The organism is Microbacterium sp. ISL-59 (assembly GCF_018613945.1).
GTDB lineage: Bacteria > Actinomycetota > Actinomycetes > Actinomycetales > Microbacteriaceae > Microbacterium > Microbacterium oxydans_B.
Genome location: NZ_JAGGPG010000002.1, coordinates 550,411 through 569,733 on the forward strand (window position 1 = coordinate 550,411; position 19,323 = coordinate 569,733).

A 19,323-nucleotide genomic window follows, 5' to 3' on the forward strand; every position below is an offset into this window, starting at 1 on the left:
CTACCCTACGTCACGCGTCCGACGCTGCCGATGGGCAGATCTCCCCATGCCCACCGCATCCGCACTACTGTGAGCGGTGATGTGGGCGGACGCCCCGGACGGAAGGATTCACCATGGCTCTTGACGACATCCTCAAGCAGGTTCCGATCGACGACATCGCCGAGAAACTGGGTGTCTCGCGAGACGAGGCGAAGGTCGCTGTCGAGCAGGGCGGCGCCGTGCTGCTGGGCGGGCTCGCGAAGAACGCAGAGACCGACGAGGGCTCCGCGGCCATCCAGAACGCGCTGAAGAAGCACGAGGGCACGGCCGGCGCTTCGAAGGTCGACGACATCGATCAGGCCGACGGCGACAAGATCGTCGCGCACATCCTCGGCTCCAAGAAGACGGAGGTCACGAAGGAGCTCACCGAGTCGAAGGCGACTCCCGGCATCGACTTCGGCAAGCTCCTCCCGATCCTCGCCCCCATCGTGATGGGCCTCATCGCGAACGCGACGAAGGACAAGACTGCGAAGGCGGATGCCGGAGCCGAGAGCTCGGGCGGCATCGGCGACGTCATCGGCGGGATCCTCGGCGGTGGCAACAGCGGCGGCTCGGCAGGCGGAGGCGGAATCGGCGACGTGATCGGCGGACTGCTCGGCGGTGGCAAGAGCGGCGGCTCCGGCGGCGGCATCGACCTCGGCGGCATCCTCGGCGGCCTCTTCGGCGGCAAGAAGTAGTCACACCCCGCACTTCCGGTCGCGAGGCGAAGGCGCTTCGGCGGAGGGTCCTCAGCGACCGGATGCAGTGAACACGATGCGGCCGCCCTGGCGCACAGCCGCGCACCCGGGCAGGTCGATCGGCCCCTGACCGCGCCAATCGGTGACGAGCCGCGCGACCTCGATGGTCTGCGTCCTCGTGAGGCTCACCCCGAACTCGCTGTCGACGACGAGGCGGATGATGCGGTTGCGCAGTGCCGCGGGGTTGGCCGCGAGCGCCGCGACGCTCACTGAGATCCCCGCCTCCGCATGCTCGACGATGTCCTCGATCGTCTCGTGGATCATCTCGTCGAAGGCCTCGGCGTCCTCCCGCAGCTGCTCCGCGGTGCGGACGAGGGCCTCGGCGATGCCCGGACCGAGTTCGGCCTCGAGCACCGGCAGCACGCGCTCCCGCACCCGCACCCGCGCGTAACGGTCGTCGAAGTTGTGGGGGTCGTCCCAGACCTCGAGATCGGATGCCACGCAGAACGCCCGCGTCGTCTCCCGCCGCACGCCGAGTAGCGGACGGACCCAGCGGAGCCCGTCGTCGTCTTCCCGCGAGGGCGCCATGCCCTGCAGGCTGGTGGCGCCCGAGCCCCGCGCGAGCCCCAGGAGCACGGTCTCCGCCTGATCGTCGAGAGTGTGGCCGAGCAGCACGGCGGCCGCGCCTTCCGCACGTGCGATTCCGCCGAGTGCCGCGTAGCGGGCATCGCGAGCGGCGGCCTCGACCCCTGAGCCGGACGAGCTGTCGACCTCGACGCGGGTCTGCAGCGCGTCGTCGACTCCGATTCCCTCCGCCGCGACCGCCGCCGTGCTGGCGATGAGGGACGATCCCTCCTGCAGGTCGTGGTCGACGGTCAGGCTGAGCACTTCGATCCCCCGGCTGCGAGCCTCGAAGACGGTCGCGGCAGTGAGCGCGAGCGAGTCGGCGCCGCCCGAGAGCGCGACGATCACGGTCGACCCTTCGGGAAGGTCGACGAGCGCGGTGCGCACGGCCAGGCGGATCTCGGCGATGACGGGAGAGAGTGATGGCACGGTTCCACGGTAGGGCACGGTCACACTCCTGCGGGCGGCACGACCACGGGACTATCCTGACGCCGTGAACGATCACCCCCGCACGCAGCCGTTCCGGTCCGAACGGTTCAAGGCCTTCGCCGATGCCGTGGTGGCGATCGCCATGACGCTGCTCATCCTTCCCCTGATGGAGTCGGTGTCCGAGGCCGCATCCGACCATAAGAGCACGGCCGAGTTCTTCGACGAGCACTCGGGTCAGCTGCTGAGCTTCGGGCTGAGCTTCCTCCTGATCGCGACGTTCTGGATGGGACACCATCGCCAGTACCGGGACGTGGAGTTCGTGACCGGGCCCCTGCTGTGGATCAACGTCGCATGGATGGCGACGATCGTGTGGCTCCCGGTTCCGACCGCGATGATCGGGCAGATGGACACCGACCCGCTGCAGGCCGTGGTGTACATCGGCACGCTGATCATGACGCAGGTGACCACCCTCGCCGGATGGCTCTACCTGGCGCGCCATCGCGACCTCGGAACCGTGTCGACCGAGACCATCCGCCTGGGGGCCATCGGCGATGTCGCCTCGATCGTCCTGTTCACCGCCGCACTCGCGATCGCCGTCGCGGCTTCGCCGAACGGATACACGGGGCTGTTCCTGCTGCTCCTGAGCGACCCGATGAGCCGTCTGCTGAATCGTCTCCTCCGAAAGCGCCGGCGCGAGCCGCAGGTAGGCTAGTCCGCGGCATCCAACCGAACTTTTCCTGAGGAGCACACGCATGGGCGCACACGACGCCGTCATCGAGATCCCGCGCGGCAGCCGCGTGAAGTACGAGGTCGACCACGAGACCGGACGAGTGCACCTCGACCGCGTCCTCTACACGACCTTCGGCTACCCGGCCGACTACGGCTACTTCGACAACACGCTCGGCGAGGACGGCGACCCGCTCGACGTGCTCGTGCTCCTCGACCACGCCATCTACCCGGGCGTCGTCGTCGAGGTCCGTCCCGTCGCCGTGCTGAAGATGAGCGATGAGGCCGGCGGGGACGACAAGCTCGTCGCCGTCCTGTCGAAGGACCCGCGCTGGGCACACATCCAGGACATCGACGACATCGCCGACTACACGAAGAAGGAGATCTCACACTTCTTCGAGCACTACAAGGACCTCGAGCCCAACAAGTGGGTCAAGGTCGACGAGTGGGGGAACGCCGCCGAGGCGCAGCGCATCCTCGACGAGGCGATCGTCCGTTTCGGCGAGCAGGGTCACTGACTCGCTGAGTCGCCAGACACGAAAGACCCCCGGGCCGCAGAAGCGGCCCGGGGGTCTTTTCGGTTTCGGTGGGCCTGCGATCAGGCGGAGACGCCGTGCCGGGCCAGGAACTGCACCGGGTTGATGGCGTTGCCGCGGTCGTAGACCTCGAAGTGCAGGTGGCATCCGAACGAGCGACCCGTGTTGCCGGCGTAGGCGATGACCTGCCCGGAGCGGACCCACTGGCCGGACCTGACGATGATGCCGCCGTTGCGGATGTGTGCATAGCCGGTGCCGATCCCGCCGCCGTGCTGGATGCGGATGTAGTTGCCGTAGCCGCCGTTGTAGCCCGCGTAGTCGACGGTGCCGGACTGCGCGGCGTAGATCGCGGCGCCGCAGCCGTTCGCGAAGTCGGTGCCGTAGTGGAAGCTCGAGGAGCAGCCCTGCGGACCGCACTGCTGCGAGCGCGGACCGTAGCCCGAGCTCTTGCCCCCACCGTGCGGACGGCACCAGCCGCCGCTGCCCTGGGATCCCCCGCCGCCGCCACCGCCGCCGCCACCGCCGCCGCCACCGCCGCCGTTACCGGCGGCAGCCGCTGCTGCCTCGCGGGCCTCGCGTTCCTTGCGCTTCTTCTCCTCGAGGGCGACACCGGCCTTGTAGCCTTCGACGGTCTTCGCCGTCGCGTCCTTGAGGGCTGCGAGCTGCGCCTGCATGGTGGCGAGGTTGGCGGACTGCTCGTCGAGCGCGGCCTGAGCGGCGTCGGCAGCCTGCTGTGCCACCACCATCTTCTCTTCGGCGATCTTCTGCAGCCGATCGCGCTCGTCGCGGGCGACCACGGCCTGGTCGCTCATCGACTGCGCGGAGTTCCGGGCGGCGACCGCATCGTCGTACACCGACTGGTTGTACTCGAAGAGCTTGTCCATCGTGCCGAGCCGCGCGAGCAACTCGTCGGCGTTATCGGCAGAGCCGGTGAAGAGCAGCTCGAGCGAGGTGTCGTCACCGCCGTTGCGGTAGAGCTGCGCGGCAACCTGGCCGGCCTTCTTCGCGGACTCGTCGGCCTTCGCCGACTGCTCGTCGGCCTTGGCCTGCAGGGAATCGGCTTCGGTGGCTGCAGCGAAGTACTTCTGCTGGGCGTCGTAGAACTCGTCTGCTGTGGCCTTCGCGACCGCCTGCGTCTCGGCGACCTTCTGGGTCAGCGACTGGATGAGCCCTTCGATGCGGGTGACCTCGGCGGCTTTGGCCGCTTCGCTGCTCTTCGCACGCTGCACGTCGTCCCAGCTCGGGTACGAGGCGGCATAGGCGGCGGAGACTCCGTTGGAGATGCCGAAGGCGCTGAGCGCCACGACGCTGAGCACGCCGAGACCGAGTGCACCACGGCGGCTGAGGCCGTCTTTACCGAACGCACGGCGTTCGGTCGGGCTGGGCGCGCAGCCGCAATCGTCTGAAGCCGCGGCAACCGCAGCGTCCAGAGTGTTCTGGTCGTCGTTCACACGGCCCCTTCCGCCGGTTTCACAAATGCCACACTAACAACAACCGTCACATCTGCACCAGGCCGAGCATGCGGTCGCCAGCGCACGCCTGACGGGTCCATCGTCCTCCTGAAACACGCCCGGGGGAAGCCGCCGCGCCCTCGATTCGCGATTTGCCCAGAACATCCCTTATGCTTGAGCGTCGGCAAGGAAGTCCCCCGGGACTGACTCGGCCCCATCGTTTAGCGGCCTAGGACGCCGCCCTTTCACGGCGGTAGCACGGGTTCGAATCCCGTTGGGGTCACACCTTCCGATACAATTGAAAACAAGTATGGCCCTGTAGCGCAGTTGGTTAGCGTGCCGCCCTGTCACGGCGGAGGTCGCGGGTTCAAGTCCCGTCAGGGTCGCTCCGTTCGACGGGCTCTTTCTTCGGAGAGAGCCCTTCGTCTAGGACGCGACAGGTTCGCCGGTCGCACCACGGCTCTGTAGCTCAGTTGGTAGAGCGCACGACTGAAAATCGTGAGGTCACGGGATCGACGCCCGTCGGAGCCACAGGGTGATCATTACAATCACCTTAGAAACCCTCGCCTAGCTTCTACATGGCGGGGGTTTTGCCCTTCCCCCTAGGCTTCGATCATCATGGATGACGCCCGCCCCGCACCCGTACGAGGGATCGAATGAACGTCCGTCGGATCGAGCTCACCATGCGACGTCCGCGGTTCGCTCTCTATGCGGGGATCAAGCCGACGCTCATCATCGGTGATCGCGGTCAGCCGACGCAATGGGGTCGAGGCACGTGGCAGGTTCCGTCCGACCGGTCGGTGACCATCGGCGTCTACCTCTTCAACCGCGTATGGCGCTTCGGCCAGGCGGAGGCCACCCTCGATCCGGAGGATGCCGCCGCGTGGGAGTACCGGGCGCCGATGCTGCCTTTCCTGCCGGGGCGCCTCGGCCGTAGCCGCGGCTGACTCCGCCGTCGGGACGCCCTACAGCCGGTCCAGCGACTTCTGGGCTTGCGTGACGGCGCCCGCCGCAGCCTTCGCCTGCTGCCGGGCATCGGCCTGCCGTTCTTTCGCCTGCGGCAGCTCCTCCCCCACGCGCTCCGCCTCCGCACGGGTCTTGGCGAGCTGAGCTTCGAGCTCGGCCACGCTCCGAGCGAGGTCTGTCGCCCTGGTCTGTAGCTCCTGCATGGCCGCGTCGCGCATGGTGAGTTCGCGCTCCGCCGCCTTGTGCTCCTTCTCCACGCTCGCAAGCTGTCGCTCCGCATCCCGGCGGAGGCGTCTCGCCTGCAGCTCGTCCGGCGGTCGCTGCGGCACCGACTCCAACTCCGGAATCTCACCTGCCACGGCATCCCGGATGTCTTCGGTCGATGCCGAGGGCTCGATCGCCCGCACCAGCCGACCGGAGGCGACCGCGCCCGCCGCCGCCGGGGCGAAGAAGGCGGCCGAGATGCTGCCTTCCACCGCCTCCCGCGTCGCGGGTGTGATCTTCTCACCCCGGGAACCGGCCAGCTCGGCCGCCATCTCCGCAAGGTGTCTCGTGAGCGCACGGCGCTCCCTGCCGAGCTTCGCCAGTGCCGGCGCATCCAGGTCGTCCTGTGCCTCACGCAGCTCGGCCGCCAGCTGCAGCGCCTCCCCCAGCTGACCGGCGCGCTCCTGGGCGAACACGTTCACCACCCAGGCGGCGACCGACGGCTTTCGCAGCGCACGGATCCGGGTCGCGAGTTCGCGGTCGTCGACACTCTCTGCACGGGCTTTCCGCGACGACACGAAGGCTTCCGGCGGACCGGCGTACAGGGCGGCGGCGATCTCTTCGAACGTCGGGTCGGCCATGCGCCAACGATACGCCGCGTGCCCTCCTGCGAGGCGGGAGAGGTCGCCGCTACTCGATGGCGAGGTGGTCCGCCCAGTCGGCGCTGATCAGGGTGCGTCCGCCGAACGTGCCGTTTCCGAGGCCGGGGTACAGATAGAGCTGTCCGGAGGCGGTTCGCGCCAGCAGGTCGGCATGACCGTCGCCGTTGTAGTCGACCCCTCCGGTGAGGGCGGTGAACTCACCCCATCCGGACCCGACCAGACGCATCGCGCGGAAGCCCCCGGGGACTCCCGAATAGAACCGGAGAGCGCCGTCCGTATCGATTGCCATGATGTCGCCGCTGCCGTCGTTGTCGAAGTCACCGCCGACGAGGAAGTGGAACCCTTGCCACCCTCCGCCGAGCGAGATGTGCGGGCCGCTGAAGGCACCGGCACCGTTTCCCCGGTAGATCGTCAGGAGGCCTGTCGCGGAGACGCCGATCACGTCCTGCTTGCCGTCTCCCGTGTAGTCCGCGCCCGACGTCACATGAAGCAGGTCGTACCAGACCTTGCCGATGCTGACGGCCGGCGCGAATCCGCCTGCGCCGTTGCCGGCGTAGAACTCCAGGTCACCATCCGATCTGGTCGCGAGGATGTCGGCCCTGCCGTCGTTGTTGAAGTCCGCATGGGTGAGGTGTCTGCGGGATCCGCCCCAACCGCCGAAGAGAGTCTTCGCCGCCGCGAAGCTGCCGGAACCGGTGCCCGCACGCAGCCGGAGATCACCGTTCCCGGCGATCGTCAGCAGATCGGCTTTCTTGTCACCGGAGTAGTCGGCCGAAGCGACGCCCGGCGGCTGACCGGAACCGAGTCCGGGGAAGTTCAACGGGAGAATCCCGCCGCGGGTGACGTTCGACAGGCACGTGAACCCGTTGTTGATCGCCGTGTACACCGCACCGTTCAGCCGCACCTCGAAGTGCAGGTGGTACGCGGGAGAGTTTCCGGTGTTGCCGACGACGCCGATCTGCTGCCCGCGGGTCACTCTGGTGCCGGGCGCGTACTTGCCGGGCGCGGCCATATGCGCATACCGGGTGACATATCCGCCGGCATGCTCGACGTCGGTGTAGTTGCCGTAGCCGCTGTTCGAGGTGCGGGACTTGATCACTCCGCCGTAGGAGGCCACGATCGGCGTGCCGCCCCCGCCGCCGATGTCGATGCCGTCGTGCGCACGGTAGTTTCCCCGACAGCCGTCGCCGACCTTCGATTGGATGTTGCCCGAAGACGGGTACACCATCTGGTCGTTGACGGCGGCGGTGGCGACGGTGCTCGCTGTCAGGGACGGTGCCACTGCTCCGATCACGACCGCGAGCGCGGTGGCGATCCCGATGCGGGCGAGGCGCACGCGGGACGGTCGCTTCATCTCGAAGTTCTCTCTTGCTCGGCGGCCCCAAGGACGTGATGCCCTCCGCCGTCACCGTACCAGGGCTGCGCTCTCCTTCCGCGAACGCCGCCGAGGAACCGGAGTATCCGTGCTCGCCCACGGTGTACCGTGCATTCATGGGCAGACTCAGGTACGACGGGACGTCGGAGCCGATCCTCATCGAGGACGAGACGCTCGCGCACCTGAAGATCGTGATCGCGACCAAGCTCCGCCGCCAGGAGAGCTTCATGATGACGTGGCGCCCGTCGAGCGGAACCGACAAGCGGGCGACCGTATGGATCCATCCCGCGATCCCCCTGCAGTTCGGGTTCGACAACGCCGAACCACCGTCCGTCGATGCGCGGCTGGTCGCCGAGATGATGAAGGCTCTCAACGCCACCGGCGAACTGGTTCTGGACCACCTGATCGCTCCGAGCTGACGAGCTGTCCGCCGCAGAAACCCGGCACACAATATTCGGCCTCCGCAAGTAGGCTGGGAGGCGCGCCCCGCCCTGCCGGACCTCCGCCGGGTCACGGTCGTGGCGTGAGCCCAGACGACCTCCTCCTCCGGTCGCACGATCCCGTCCATCGGGATGGAGCCGCAGCTCCGCCGTGTGGCCACGCCAGAAAGGCATGAACCTCATGAGCGAATCCTCCGGAACCGCCGACCGCGACGGCGAGCGCTCGCCGGACTTCTTCGACCAGCTGATCGAGACCCCGCCGCGCGACCAGCAGGGCGCGTTCACCGTCGGCTTCCGCGGCTACGACAAGGGAGAGGTCGACGCCGCACTCGCGACCCTTCGCAATCAGCTCAAGCAGGCCGCCGCCGATGTCGCCGAGGCGCAGGCCCGCGAAGAGGAAGCCGTCGAAGCGGTGCGGGAAGAGGAGCGCAAGGCCCGCGAAGCCCTTGAGAGCGACCTGACGGCGGCGAACGCCAAGGCATCCGACGCCGAGCAGCAGGTCGCGACGCTCACCTCCGAACTCGTCGACGCTCCGCAGCCCGACGGCGAAGAGGCACCGTCGCGCCAGCAGTTCGAGGCGATCCTGCGGGTCGCCGAGGAGCAGGCGAACGTACTCATCCAGAACGCGGCCGTGCAGGCCGACCGTCTGATGACCTCTGCCCGCGAGGAGGTCACCGCGCAGCGTGCCGAGGCCGACGCCGACGCCGAGCGGATCACCGCCCAGGCGCAGCGCGACGCCGACCAGGTACGCCTGAAGATGGACACCGAGTACACGGCGCACGAGGCCCGCATCGAACGCGAAGCCGCACATGCAACGGAGAAGGTGAACCAGGCTGCTCAGGAGGCCACGGCGATCCGTACCGAGGCCGAGAAGGGCGCAGCAGCCCTGCGCTCCCTCGTCACCCGCGAGACGACCCAGCTGCGTGCCGACGCCGAGCGCGACGTGCGCGACATGAACGCCCGCGTGCTCGAGTTCGAGGAGACCCTCACCCGCCGCCAGGACGACGCGCAGCAGGAGTTCCTCGTGCTGCACAACCAGGCCGTCGCTCACGCCGAGCGCATCACGAACGACGCGAACGAGCAGGTCTCGGCATCGCTCGAGCATGCACAGCGCATCTCGGCTCGCGCCGAGGACTACGAGCGCCTGACCCGCTCGCAGGCGCAGGCCATCGAAGCCGAAGCCCAGGTGCGTGCCCGCGAGACCCTCGAGCGCGCTCGTGCGAAGGCTCAGAAGATCGTCGATTCGGTCACCGGTCACACCACCGCGGTGCTGCACGACGCGGAAGACCGCACCCGTCAGCTGCGGTGGCAGCAGCAGCAGCTGACGAGCTTCATGGCCGAGGTCAAGGAGCTCATCCGTCCCGACGGGATCTTCTCGGACGACTCGCTGCCCACGGAGATCACCGGAGCGGACGTACCCGCTGCCCCGGCCCCTGCGGACGCCGTCGCAGACGATGTGCCAGAGGAGACCTTCCTCGGCGACGAAGTCCTCGAAGACGAACTCGACGACGACCGCCCGCTCGAGAAGATCACGATCGACGTCGTGGAGACCCAGAAGAAGTCCTCCAAGTAGGCGCACGAACGACAGAGGCGCGAGCAGGGATTCCTGCTCGCGCCTCTGTCGTTGCCGGACTGATCAGGCCCGGTGATGTCTGGGGTTTACGGTCGACCGAACTGCGCCACTGCGGGGCAGTCGAAGGGGTCGGCGCCGGCGGAGAGTCCGACGCGGTTCAGGTACTCGATCACGATCATGTACGAGCGGCCGAGGCTGGTCTCCGTGTAAGGCACGTCGTTCGCCGCGCAGTAGTCACGCACGATCTCGCGCGCCTTCGCCAGGTGCGGTCGCGGCATGCTCGGGAAGAGGTGGTGCTCCACCTGGTAGTTGAGGCCGCCCATGAGCCAGGTCGTCCACCATCCACCGCTGATGTTGCGGGAGGTGCGGACCTGCTTGGTGAAGAAGTCGAGACGGGCGCCGGGCTCGATGATCGGCATGCCCTTGTGGTTCGGTGCGAACGCGGCTCCCATGTAGACGCCGAACACCGCGAACTGCACGCCCATGAAGGCGAAAGCCATGCCGAGCGGAAGCATCATGAACACGGGCACGAGGATGAGGGCGAACCGCAGCGCGATGATGCTGAGCTCGATCCAGCGTCCCTTGACGTTCTTCGTCGTGAGGAGGTACTTCAGGCCGAGGAAGTGGAGGTTCAGTCCCTCTAGCGTGAGCAGCGGGAAGAAGAGCCAGCCCTGCTTGCGGGTGATCAGCTTGATCAGGCCCTTCGCCTTCGCCGCGTCCTCTTCGAGGAACGAGATCGTGTCGACCTCGATGTCGGGGTCCTTGCCGACCTGGTTCGGGTTTCCGTGGTGCTTGGTGTGCTTCGAGTCCCACCACGAATAGCTCATGCCGATGCTGGCGATGACGATGCGGGCGAGCTTGAAGTTCGCCGGCCCGGTGGTGAGGATCTGACGGTGCGCGGCCTCATGGCCGAGGAACGCGATCTGCGTCAGGACGATGCCGAGGCCCGCGGCGATGAGCAGCTGGAACCAGCTGTCGCCGAGCAGGATGAAGCCGGTGATGAGTCCACCGAGGGCGACAGCGATACCGGCGGCCACGAAGACGTAGAACCACTGGGTGCGCTGCAGCAGGCCGGTCTCCTTGACCACCTGCGACACCTGCTTGTATGCCTTGGCCATGGGCGGGAAGTCCGCGTTGCCGGAATACGTCTGACGAATCGGACCCAGCGTTGCCGCGGTCGGTTCGATCTGTGTGATGGAGATGATCTTCTCCTGACGATCGGAGCCCTTGAGCTGTGGAAGCCCAAGGCAGCTGCCCAACGCTTACCTCACAGTAGCCCTGCCCGCATGCGCCTTCGGGAATACATCCGCACCCCTTGACGGACCGCGTTCAGTGTGCGTAAAGCCCGGATTTCAGGCGCGAGCGCGGCGCGTCTTGCGCCGCCAGGCCCGCGGAAGAATCGGAGCGAAGGCGGATCCATGCCGTGTGGGCGCATGCGCGTCTTCGAGCGCGCGGAAGGCGTCGTCGAGGGCGGCGAAGGCACCGAGCTCGGTGCCGTGATTGTCGCGCACGAGGTGCGTGGTGCCGTCGAACTCGACGAAGCCGGCGAATTCGCCGGCACGCGTCGCGACGTGCACGTCGGCGTCGGCCTGCTTCCAGGTCAACGGATCGGATGGTGGATAAGTGGTCGTGCTCATGGTGATGCTCATTGCTGTGTGGCGGACACGCGTCGGCGCTCCGCAAGATGTGAGATCGAGGCGGATACCGCACGCATCGATGTGCGCGGTCCTTTACGGCCCTGATCAGTGGCGACGTGGCGGCCGAGAGGGGCGAAGCACACACGTTGCATGATCAGCATAGCAGACCTCCCTCCCGGCCTCGAATCGCGCCGTGTCGCCCTCACCCGGCCGGCGGCTGTCCGCCGCCGCCTGGCCCTCCTGCACCGCCGCCGGGCGCAGCACCGGCGGTAGGTGCCGTCGTCGTGTCGACACCGACCACCAGGGTGGCGGCGTAGCCCCCCGAGACACTCCCGCTGACGGTCGCGACCTGCAGGGCGCCGGAGTCCTCACCGAACACGTTGTCGCTCGCGAGCGTGGTCTGAGAGAGGTTCCGCGCAGAGCCGTCGTACGCCGCCTCGGCGTACACGGCCGCGCAGGCATCCTGCGGAAGGGCCAACTGCGACGTGGCGATCGCCGTCGTCGAGTCGGTGATCGACGCGACACCCGGGTAGATCTCGAAGTGGATGTGCGGCCAGCGACCGGAGTAGCAGCCGGGGAAGATCGAGGTGAACGACACTTTGCCGTCGGCATCCGCCACCTGCACACCGCGCAGATAGGTGACGTCTTCCAGGCCGGAGGAGTACATCGAGTACTCTCCCTGAGCGGTACAGTGCCACGCGTAGACCGCGACCCCGGAGAACGGAACGCCCCCGTTGGCGAGATCGAGGATCTGCAGTTCGAAGGTGAGCGGCACACCGTCGGCGGTCGCTGCTCCGTCGATCGAGGAGCGGATGTCCTGCCGGACGATACCCGAGTCCTCGAGCACGTCGGGGCCGTTCGACCCGTCGCCCGGATAGGGCCCCGCCGTCTCATCGGGGATCTCGGTCACGCTCGCCGAGCCCGCATCGGCGCCGGAGGAAGTGGTCGGAGTGGGCGTGCTCGACGCGCCGCCAGACGCCGCCGGTGCGCAGGCCGCGAGCACGACGGCCCCCAGGCCGACACCGGCGAGCCCCAGGACGCCGCGCCTGCTCATCAGCGTGCGGATGTCGAATGCGGCGCCCTGGTCGACGACCTCCTCATCGACGCGGTCGAGCAGTCGCCCCTCGTACGACGGACCATCGGGGGTTTGGGTGGGTTCGGGAATGCGCATGATCTGGTTCCTCTCGAGCGGACCGGTGATGGTGGGTCACCATGGTCCCCGAGCACCTGATCAGGGCCCTCTGCGGCGCCTATGCCCTGTCTATGTCCGCGCGGGCCGCCGGTGGACGGAGCACGAGCACCACGACGATGCCGACGAGGATCAGCGCGGTGAGCGTCACCGGGATCGGGAGCACGGGGTCGAGCAGCACCAGGAGCGCGCCCAGGGGGACGACCGTGTTCACGACGCGGTCGGCATTCTCGCGAATCGCGATCCACCAGATGCCGATGAGGAAGATCGCGATCGGGATCGTGACCGTGAAGGAAGCCGCGACGTTGGACAGATGGCTCTCCCCCGTGAGCACATCGATCTCCACTTCGATCCCTGCCGAGAAGGCCGCGGCGGCCGCGAACACGAAGTAGTGGGTGTAGCCGTAGCGGAGCGAGCGGCGGAAGGTCGTGATCGTACGGTGATGGGGTGGCCAGAAGTAGATCCACCAAAGAGACGCCGTCACCAGGAGGGTCAGCACCGCGATCGCGATCAGCGGGCCGAGGGATTCGACCTCGTCGAGCGCGTCGATGATGGCGTTGGCCGACGCCAGCAGGCTCTCGCCGAGAACGATCAGCGTGAACAGGCCGTACCTCTCGGTGATGTGATGCGGGTGCCACGGCGTCTGTCGGCGGTGTTCGGCGAACACCGGGACGCCGATCTCGACGAGCGCGAACACCACGAAGGCGGTCAGCTGCAGAGGTCCGGACGGGATGAGGAGGAACAGAATCCACAGCACCTGCACCGCAGCGATGCCGAAGGCGTACCGTCGCGTCGCCGAACGCAGCGGCCCAGCAGAACGCGAGGCACGGAGCCACTGCGCGACCATCGCGACGCGCATCACGACGTAGCCGAGCACCGGGACCGTGAAGTCCCCCTCGACGAACGCGCCGGGGATACCGGCGGCGAGTACCAGGACTCCCCCCATCTGGACGAACGTCGTCACGCGGTAGAGCCAGTCATCGGTGTCGAACGAGGTGGCGAACCACGTGAAGTTCATCCACGCCCACCAGATAGCGAAGAACACCATTGCATAAGAGGTGACGCCGTGCAGGAAGTCGCCGTGGCCGAGTGCGTGATGCAGCTGAGCGGAGGCGATGCTCACCGCCACGACGAACACCAGGTCGAAGAACAGCTCGAGGGTGCTCGCGGTGCGATGCGGCTGCGAGGGATCCCGGGGCGCCATCGTGCGCAGACGGAAGCGCGAGGCGGATGAGTCGGCGTTCACCGCCACAGGATAGCGCTCGCACGACACCCGTTCGGAAACCGGGTTCATCCATTCGTGAGAAATACTTCCGATTCATAGGCAGGTTCCGCTACAGTAAGAAAGTCTGCAGTGCCTGCTGTCAGCGATCACCGTGTGGGACGGTGAAAACGCACTCCGTGATGTGGGAATCACAGAGGGTTTCAGCAGGACCCGAGGGGTCGGGACGCAGACGAATGCCGTGAACGTGGGGTTCATGGTCTGGGGAAATCTGGGGAATCAAATGACGCACTGGGGAATTCTGCGTACATTCACGGCTCAAGGGGCCTCGGCATGACTTCCGTCGAGGATGCTCTGAGCATCGCTCGTACGGGCTTCGTGCCGGTCGCGGCTCCGCGAGCCACCAAGTCGGTGACGCGCACGGTGGTCACACCGCGCACTTCGGCGACTCTGGAGAGGCGCCGACAGTGGGAACGCCGCTACCGGATTCGGCTGCGGTTGACGGATGCAGCCGTCATCCTGTTCGCCGTCGGTCTGGCGGCAGCAGTCCAGCTGTTCATCGGCGTCTCCGCGATCGAGGTGCTGAGCGGCGCCGTTCCGCTCGCTGCTCTGTGGTACCTCATGCTGAGCGGGCTGCACACGCGGGACGCCGCGCTGTTCCGCGCGAGTGCCACCGAGTACCGAGGCGTGGTCCACGCCAGCGGGCTCGCCTTCGGGATCATCGCCATCGTGGCGGTGCTGCTCGCGTGGGAGTCGATGCAACCGATGCTGCTGCTGGGGCTGCCCATCGGAGTGTTGACTCTTCTCGTGACCCGATGGATGTGGCGCCACTGGCTGCAGACGCAGCGTTCGCACGGGCGGTTCGCCTCCCGCACGCTCGTCGTGGGCAACCGGGACGACGTCGAGTATGTGGTGCGCACGCTGCACCCGATCGGCGCGTCCGGTTACCAGGTGGTGGGCGCGACGCTGCTCGACGGCAACGCGCGTGACATCGAGGTCGGCGACACGAAGTTCCCGGTTCTGGGGAACGTGAACTCCGTGTCGTCGGTTGCCGCCGAGGTCGGTGCCGACACGATCATCGTGGCGAGCCGCCCCGAAGGCGAGCCGGAGTTCGTGAAGCAGCTGAGCTGGCAGCTCGAGGGGACCGCTGCCGAGCTCGTGCTGTCGAGCCGACTCACCGATGTGGCCGGTCCGCGCATCTCCTTCGCCCCCGTCGAGGGCCTGCCCCTCATCCAGGTGCAGATCCCGCGGTACGAGGGTGGTCAGCACCTGCTCAAGCGCGCGCTGGACGCCGCAGTGGCGACCTTGGCGCTCATCCCGATCGCTCTGCTCGCCCCGGTGCTGGCGCTGCTCATCAAGCTCGACTCGCCGGGCCCTGTCTTCTTCTTCCAGGAGCGGGTCGGCCGCGACGGGCGGCGCTTCAAGATGGTCAAGTTCCGCTCCATGAAGACCGACGCCGAGCAGCAGCTCGCCGCGCTCAAGGCACAGAACGAGGGCGCCGGACTTCTCTTCAAGATGAAGGACGACCCGCGCGTCACTCGTGTGGGCCGAGTGCTGCGCAAGCTCTCGCTCGACGAGCTGCCGCAGTTCTGGAACGTGCTCGTGGGCGACATGAGCGTCGTCGGGCCCCGCCCGCCGCTGCCCAGCGAGGTCACCGCTTACGACGGCACGGTCTTCCGCCGCCTCTACATCAAGCCCGGGATCACCGGTCTGTGGCAGGTCTCCGGACGCAGCGACCTCTCCTGGGACGAGAGTGTGCGACTCGATCTGCGGTATGTCGAGAACTGGTCCGTGATGAACGATCTGCAGATCATGTGGCGCACCGCCAAGGTCATGGTGCAGCCCAGCGGGGCATACTGATCGGATGAGCAATTCGAACCGCCTCACCATCGCGATGGTGGGGACCCGAGGAGTGCCCGCGGCCTACGGCGGATTCGAGACGGCGGTCGAGGAAGTCGGCCGCCGTCTCGCGGACCGCGGTCACGACGTCGTCGTGTACACCCGCGGGTCGGAGCGACGGGAGAAGGAGTACCTCGGCATGAGGGTCGTACACCTTCCTGCCGTCCCCGTGAAGCAGATCGAGACGCTCAGCCACACCGGGCTCTCGGCGCTGCACCTCTTCTTCCGGCGCCGCCCGGATGCGACCTTCGTCTTCAACGCCGCCAACTCCCCCTTCCTCCCGCTCCTCCGTCTGCGCCGAGCCCCGGTAGCCCTGCACATGGACGGCCTCGAATGGCGCCGCTCGAAGTGGGGCCCGCGTGGCAGGGCTTACTACCGCTGGGCCGAGCAGTTCGGAGTCCGCACCGCCGACGCCCTGATCGCGGATGCCCCGGGCATCGCTGACTACTATCGCCATCAGTTCGACGTTCCGACGGAGATGATCCGCTACGGCGCCCCGATCCTCGAAGAGCTGCCGGAACGCGGCGTCGCGGAGATGGGACTCACCACAGACGGCTACCACCTGGTCGTTGCCAGGTTCGAGCCCGAGAACCATGTGCTCGAGATCGTCGAAGGCTATCGCGACAGCGACGCCACGCTCCCGCTCGTCGTCGTCGGGTCGGCCCCCTACAGCGCCGGGTACACCCAGGAGATCCAGCGCGTGGCGGACGGCGACGATCGGATCAGGCTCGTCGGCGGGGTGTACGACCAGGAGTTGCTCGATGCCCTCTATGCCAACGCGCTGACGTACCTGCACGGTCATTCGGTGGGTGGCACGAACCCTTCGCTCCTGCGCGCCATGGGTGCTGGAACGGCAGTGATCGGCTTCGACGTGCCCTTCAACCGCGAAGTTCTCGACGGCAACGGGTGGTTCTTCACCGACGCTGCCGACGTCGCGGCTCAGGTCGTCGATGCGGAGGCAGACCCGAACCTGACCGCGTCACGCGGCAAGATCGTGCAGGAGATCGCCCGAACCCGGTTCCGTTGGGACGATGTCGCGGACGAGTACGAAGCCCTCGCGCACCGGCTCGCTGAGGGATCGAGCATCCACCCGTCAGCTCGACGTGCGCGGCGACGCGCCACCGACTGGTCCCCCGCTCCTGCTGGTCCGGCAGCGCGATGAGCGGCGACGGAGACCGGCGCACGGTCCTTCTCGTGCACCCCGGTGCGGAGCTGTTCGGCTCGGACCGCATGCTGCTCGAGAGTGCGATCGGCCTCGTAGAAGCGGGTGCACGGGTCGTGGTCGCGCTGCCGAGCTCGGGGCTTCTCGTCCCGGAGCTGCGCGCGGCCGGTGCCGAAGTCGTCATCCTCCCGATGCTCGTCCTGCGCAAGGTCCTGCTGACTCCGCGCGGACTGCCCCGCCTCTTCCGCGACACCTTCCGGGGTCTCGGCGCGGCCTGGCGTCTGATCGGTCGGATTCGCCCCGATGTCGTGTACGTCTCGACGATCATCATCCCGCAGTGGCCGCTGATCGCGCGGTTACGGCGGACCCGCTCGGTGAGCCATGTGCACGAGGCCGAGGCGTCGGGCAACAGGCTCGTGAACGGCATCCTCTACTCCCCCCATCTCGCCTCCGAGCGCACGATCGTGAACAGCCGGTTCAGTCTCGACACGATCCGTGCCGCGCTGCCCGCGCTCGCGCGTCGCGCGCACGTGGTCTACAACGGCGTCGCCTCGCCTCCGCAACCCCTCTCGCCCCGGCCGCGCATCGAGCAGGCGCTCCGCGTCCTCTACATCGGCAGACTGTCTCCGCGTAAGGGTCCCGACCTCGTCATCGAGGCGGCCTCGGTGCTGCACGCCGCGGGTCGCGAGGTCGACGTCACGCTCCTCGGTGCGGTCTTCGAAGGATACGAGTGGTTCGAGCGCGACCTTCGCGAACAGGCCGCAGTGGCGGGCATCTCCGTCGACTTCGCGGGCTTCCACGCCGCGATCTGGCCGTTCCTCGCCGAGGCGGATGTGCTCGTCGTCCCCTCTCGCGTCGACGAGCCGTTCGGGAACACGGCGGTCGAAGGCATCCTCGCTCTGCGGCCCGTGATCGCGAGCGACAGCAGCGGGCTCCGAGAGGCAGCCGGCGGCTACGCGACCGCCCAACTGGTCACCCCGGGCGATGCGGAATCGATCGCCGCCGCACTGACCGACATCCACACGCGATGGGACGAGATCGTGTCCACCGTCGCAGACAGCCGCGCGGAGGCTCTCCGCCGCCACGCCCCTGACGTGTATCGCGCGAGCATCACGGCACACGTCCTGCGCTGACTCTGGCCGCGGGGCGGCCGCGTGCGGACGCCTGGCTACGCGGCGTCGTCGCTCGGCTGCGGCACCGACTCCTGGCTGCCGACGGTGAGCCGGGTCTTGTGTCGCACGATGTAGATCGAGAACGGGATCAGCTGGCACACCAGCAGCGCGAACGCGACGCCGATCAGAGGTCCGGCGATTCCGAGCACGGGGGTGAGGACGAAGGAGAGTCCGATTCCGACAGCCGCCATGCTCAACGTGGGGATCACCTGGAATCGGATGCCGGGCTTGTCCATGATGAACATGCCCAGCGGATACACGGCCGCGGTCATCATGATCATCAGCCCGAAGGCGAAGATGGTGCTCGGCCGCACCGTCAGCTCGCCCTGCGTGATGAAGCCGAAGAGCCAGGGACCGACCAGCCAGACCATGACTGTCGCGACCGCGATGGCGACGGCGAACAGGGCGGAGAGCAGAAAGGGGCCACGCCGGAGATCGCCGTCATGCCGCATTCGCGCGAAATGTGGCCACAGGGCCAGGCCACCGGCCATCACCAGCCCGTTGAGAGCGAAGAAGACCTGTCCGGCCACGCCGTATTCGGCGACATCGGTCGGCCCGCCGAGCTGCGCGATGACGTATCGCTGGGATCCCACGGCGATGGGATAGGTCACCATCTGCGCAAGCATCGGCCAGCCGACGTCCATCACGCGCACGCCGGGGAAACGGCGCGGACGCAGAACCATCCGCACGGCCGACGGGATCAGCGGCGACGTCGTGCGCGCCGTGATCAGGATGCCCAGCACGGAAACCAAGAAGGACGCCGCGAACGAGGCGATCGCGACGAATGAATGGAGGTTCTCCCCGCCGAACGTGAGGATCAGCCACACCCCGGCCATCGTGAGTGGCGAGATCAAGCCCTGCAGCAGGATCACGACGTGGTTGCGGCGCTGTCCGAGCATGATGCGCACCCAGATGCCGAGCGGGATCCCCAGGCAGAAGATGGTCACGCAGTAGAACGCCGCCAGCGACGCACCCGGGCGTCCGCCGGCCTCTCCGAAGACCAGCTCCCAGGCGCCGGTGAGGACGAGGACGGTGTTGATCGCCATCGCGCTGGCCGCGAACATGAGCAGCACGCGTCCGACGGAGGTGAGCTGGTACCTCAGCTTCTCGTCGGTGCGCACGTCGTCGCTCGTCGCGACGGCGTTGACCAGGACCGCCCCGCTGCCGAGGTCGGTGAACGTCAGCAGCGAGGGGATCGTGGTCAGCAATGTGTAAAGGGCGAAGCTGTCGACGCCCGCGCCTCCGATGATCATGCGCGTCGTGAGAACGCCACAGACAAGCGCGATGACCATCGTCAGCGCGCGGGCGCCGACAGCGAGAAGTGAACCCATACCTACATC

General features: G+C 67.5%; 18 protein-coding genes and 3 tRNA genes. 12 read left to right on the forward strand and 9 right to left on the reverse strand.

All coding sequences use genetic code 11. The features are described 5' to 3' along the window. Window positions 1-113 precede the first annotated feature (113 nt). Window positions 114-716: a DUF937 domain-containing protein gene (locus J7E45_RS06845; RefSeq protein ID WP_029262850.1), complete on the forward strand. Its 603-nt coding sequence runs from the start codon at window positions 114-116 to the stop codon at window positions 714-716. A gap of 51 nt (window positions 717-767) precedes the next feature. Here J7E45_RS06845 and tilS read toward each other — a convergent pair whose 3' ends face one another. After that, window positions 768-1,769 carry a tRNA lysidine(34) synthetase TilS gene (gene tilS, locus J7E45_RS06850; RefSeq protein WP_215068064.1) on the reverse strand — a complete coding sequence of 334 codons (1,002 nt, stop codon included), beginning with the start codon at window positions 1,767-1,769 and terminating at the stop codon, window positions 768-770. 64 nt (window positions 1,770-1,833) lie between these two features. Between tilS and J7E45_RS06855 the strand changes: the two genes are divergently transcribed. Together J7E45_RS06855 and J7E45_RS06860 are read left to right on the forward strand one after the other, a co-directional pair. Then, window positions 1,834-2,481 carry a TMEM175 family protein gene (locus tag J7E45_RS06855; RefSeq protein WP_215068066.1) on the forward strand — a complete coding sequence of 216 codons (648 nt, stop codon included), beginning with the start codon at window positions 1,834-1,836 and terminating at the stop codon, window positions 2,479-2,481. A gap of 40 nt (window positions 2,482-2,521) precedes the next feature. Continuing rightward, complete coding sequence (locus J7E45_RS06860; RefSeq protein ID WP_046014122.1) at window positions 2,522-3,013, forward strand: inorganic diphosphatase; 492 nt, start codon at window positions 2,522-2,524, stop codon at window positions 3,011-3,013. 80 nt (window positions 3,014-3,093) lie between these two features. Here J7E45_RS06860 and J7E45_RS06865 read toward each other — a convergent pair whose 3' ends face one another. Beyond that, a complete protein-coding gene (locus tag J7E45_RS06865) occupies window positions 3,094-4,482 on the reverse strand; it encodes a M23 family metallopeptidase (protein ID WP_215068068.1) in 1,389 nt (462 codons plus the stop codon). Window positions 4,483-4,692: 210 nt separating this feature from the next. Here J7E45_RS06865 and J7E45_RS06870 point away from each other — a divergent pair. The 4 genes from J7E45_RS06870 to J7E45_RS06885 all read left to right on the forward strand — a co-directional run bounded on the left by J7E45_RS06870 (window position 4,693) and on the right by J7E45_RS06885 (window position 5,429). Beyond that, window positions 4,693-4,765, forward strand: a tRNA-Glu gene (locus J7E45_RS06870). A gap of 29 nt (window positions 4,766-4,794) precedes the next feature. Continuing rightward, window positions 4,795-4,868: transfer RNA gene (locus J7E45_RS06875), tRNA-Asp, on the forward strand. A gap of 72 nt (window positions 4,869-4,940) precedes the next feature. After that, window positions 4,941-5,013: transfer RNA gene (locus J7E45_RS06880), tRNA-Phe, on the forward strand. Between the two features lie 125 nt (window positions 5,014-5,138). Continuing rightward, the gene (locus J7E45_RS06885) at window positions 5,139-5,429 is read left to right on the forward strand and encodes a hypothetical protein (RefSeq protein WP_215068070.1); all 291 of its coding nucleotides are present in this window, start codon (window positions 5,139-5,141) and stop codon (window positions 5,427-5,429) included. An 18-nt stretch (window positions 5,430-5,447) separates the two neighbouring features. Here J7E45_RS06885 and J7E45_RS06890 read toward each other — a convergent pair whose 3' ends face one another. Together J7E45_RS06890 and J7E45_RS06895 are read right to left on the reverse strand one after the other, a co-directional pair. Next, entirely contained in the window at window positions 5,448-6,293 is an 846-nt protein-coding gene (locus J7E45_RS06890) for a transposase (RefSeq protein ID WP_215068072.1), read from the reverse strand. Between the two features lie 49 nt (window positions 6,294-6,342). Continuing rightward, entirely contained in the window at window positions 6,343-7,668 is a 1,326-nt protein-coding gene (locus J7E45_RS06895) for a VCBS repeat domain-containing M23 family metallopeptidase (RefSeq protein ID WP_215068073.1), read from the reverse strand. 137 nt (window positions 7,669-7,805) lie between these two features. Between J7E45_RS06895 and J7E45_RS06900 the strand changes: the two genes are divergently transcribed. Both J7E45_RS06900 and J7E45_RS06905 read left to right on the forward strand, forming a co-directional pair. After that, entirely contained in the window at window positions 7,806-8,108 is a 303-nt protein-coding gene (locus J7E45_RS06900; protein WP_091035937.1) for a hypothetical protein, read from the forward strand. A 202-nt stretch (window positions 8,109-8,310) separates the two neighbouring features. Further along, complete coding sequence (locus tag J7E45_RS06905; RefSeq protein ID WP_215068075.1) at window positions 8,311-9,702, forward strand: cell division initiation protein; 1,392 nt, start codon at window positions 8,311-8,313, stop codon at window positions 9,700-9,702. Between the two features lie 86 nt (window positions 9,703-9,788). Here J7E45_RS06905 and J7E45_RS06910 read toward each other — a convergent pair whose 3' ends face one another. The 4 genes from J7E45_RS06910 to J7E45_RS06925 form a co-directional block, all read right to left on the reverse strand. After that, window positions 9,789-10,907 carry an acyl-CoA desaturase gene (locus J7E45_RS06910; RefSeq protein ID WP_244176030.1) on the reverse strand — a complete coding sequence of 373 codons (1,119 nt, stop codon included), beginning with the start codon at window positions 10,905-10,907 and terminating at the stop codon, window positions 9,789-9,791. 147 nt (window positions 10,908-11,054) lie between these two features. Continuing rightward, on the reverse strand, window positions 11,055-11,339 hold the full coding sequence (locus J7E45_RS06915; RefSeq protein WP_215068077.1) for a hypothetical protein: 285 nt from the start codon (window positions 11,337-11,339) through the stop codon (window positions 11,055-11,057). Between the two features lie 202 nt (window positions 11,340-11,541). Next, complete coding sequence (locus J7E45_RS06920; RefSeq protein ID WP_215068079.1) at window positions 11,542-12,510, reverse strand: intradiol ring-cleavage dioxygenase; 969 nt, start codon at window positions 12,508-12,510, stop codon at window positions 11,542-11,544. Window positions 12,511-12,589: 79 nt separating this feature from the next. Further along, on the reverse strand, window positions 12,590-13,732 hold the full coding sequence (locus tag J7E45_RS06925; RefSeq protein WP_215069701.1) for a low temperature requirement protein A: 1,143 nt from the start codon (window positions 13,730-13,732) through the stop codon (window positions 12,590-12,592). A gap of 351 nt (window positions 13,733-14,083) precedes the next feature. On the opposite strand from J7E45_RS06925, the gene J7E45_RS06930 reads away from it, so the two are divergent. From J7E45_RS06930 to J7E45_RS06940, 3 genes are read left to right on the forward strand one after another with little or no spacing between them, the layout of a single operon-like run. Further along, window positions 14,084-15,610 (forward strand): sugar transferase, encoded by a 1,527-nt coding sequence (locus tag J7E45_RS06930; RefSeq protein ID WP_091035784.1) that lies wholly within the window; start codon window positions 14,084-14,086, stop codon window positions 15,608-15,610. Between the two features lie 4 nt (window positions 15,611-15,614). After that, window positions 15,615-16,811 carry a glycosyltransferase gene (locus tag J7E45_RS06935; protein WP_215068081.1) on the forward strand — a complete coding sequence of 399 codons (1,197 nt, stop codon included), beginning with the start codon at window positions 15,615-15,617 and terminating at the stop codon, window positions 16,809-16,811. After that, window positions 16,808-17,944: a glycosyltransferase gene (locus tag J7E45_RS06940; RefSeq protein ID WP_215068083.1), complete on the forward strand. Its 1,137-nt coding sequence runs from the start codon at window positions 16,808-16,810 to the stop codon at window positions 17,942-17,944. Before J7E45_RS06935 ends, J7E45_RS06940 begins: the two co-directional genes overlap by 4 nt. 35 nt (window positions 17,945-17,979) lie before the next feature. Here the strand turns inward: J7E45_RS06940 and J7E45_RS06945 are convergent, their stop codons facing one another. Continuing rightward, window positions 17,980-19,314, reverse strand: coding sequence for a lipopolysaccharide biosynthesis protein (locus J7E45_RS06945; RefSeq protein ID WP_167632951.1), 1,335 nt, complete (start codon window positions 19,312-19,314; stop codon window positions 17,980-17,982). Between the last annotated feature and the right edge of the window lie 9 nt (window positions 19,315-19,323).

Coding starts and splice junctions, on each gene's coding strand:
- J7E45_RS06930 (WP_091035784.1), top strand. CDS start 14,084: ATGACTTCCGTCGAGGATGCTCTGAGCATCGCTCGTACGGGCTTCGTG.
- J7E45_RS06860 (WP_046014122.1), top strand. CDS start 2,522: ATGGGCGCACACGACGCCGTCATCGAGATCCCGCGCGGCAGCCGCGTG.
- J7E45_RS06920 (WP_215068079.1), bottom strand. CDS start 12,510: ATGCGCATTCCCGAACCCACCCAAACCCCCGATGGTCCGTCGTACGAG.
- J7E45_RS06900 (WP_091035937.1), top strand. CDS start 7,806: ATGGGCAGACTCAGGTACGACGGGACGTCGGAGCCGATCCTCATCGAG.
- J7E45_RS06845 (WP_029262850.1), top strand. CDS start 114: ATGGCTCTTGACGACATCCTCAAGCAGGTTCCGATCGACGACATCGCC.
- J7E45_RS06905 (WP_215068075.1), top strand. CDS start 8,311: ATGAGCGAATCCTCCGGAACCGCCGACCGCGACGGCGAGCGCTCGCCG.
- J7E45_RS06945 (WP_167632951.1), bottom strand. CDS start 19,314: ATGGGTTCACTTCTCGCTGTCGGCGCCCGCGCGCTGACGATGGTCATC.
- J7E45_RS06925 (WP_215069701.1), bottom strand. CDS start 13,732: ATGGCGCCCCGGGATCCCTCGCAGCCGCATCGCACCGCGAGCACCCTC.
- J7E45_RS06915 (WP_215068077.1), bottom strand. CDS start 11,339: ATGAGCACGACCACTTATCCACCATCCGATCCGTTGACCTGGAAGCAG.
- J7E45_RS06940 (WP_215068083.1), top strand. CDS start 16,808: ATGAGCGGCGACGGAGACCGGCGCACGGTCCTTCTCGTGCACCCCGGT.
- J7E45_RS06935 (WP_215068081.1), top strand. CDS start 15,615: ATGAGCAATTCGAACCGCCTCACCATCGCGATGGTGGGGACCCGAGGA.
- J7E45_RS06885 (WP_215068070.1), top strand. CDS start 5,139: ATGAACGTCCGTCGGATCGAGCTCACCATGCGACGTCCGCGGTTCGCT.
- J7E45_RS06890 (WP_215068072.1), bottom strand. CDS start 6,293: ATGGCCGACCCGACGTTCGAAGAGATCGCCGCCGCCCTGTACGCCGGT.
- J7E45_RS06895 (WP_215068073.1), bottom strand. CDS start 7,668: ATGAAGCGACCGTCCCGCGTGCGCCTCGCCCGCATCGGGATCGCCACC.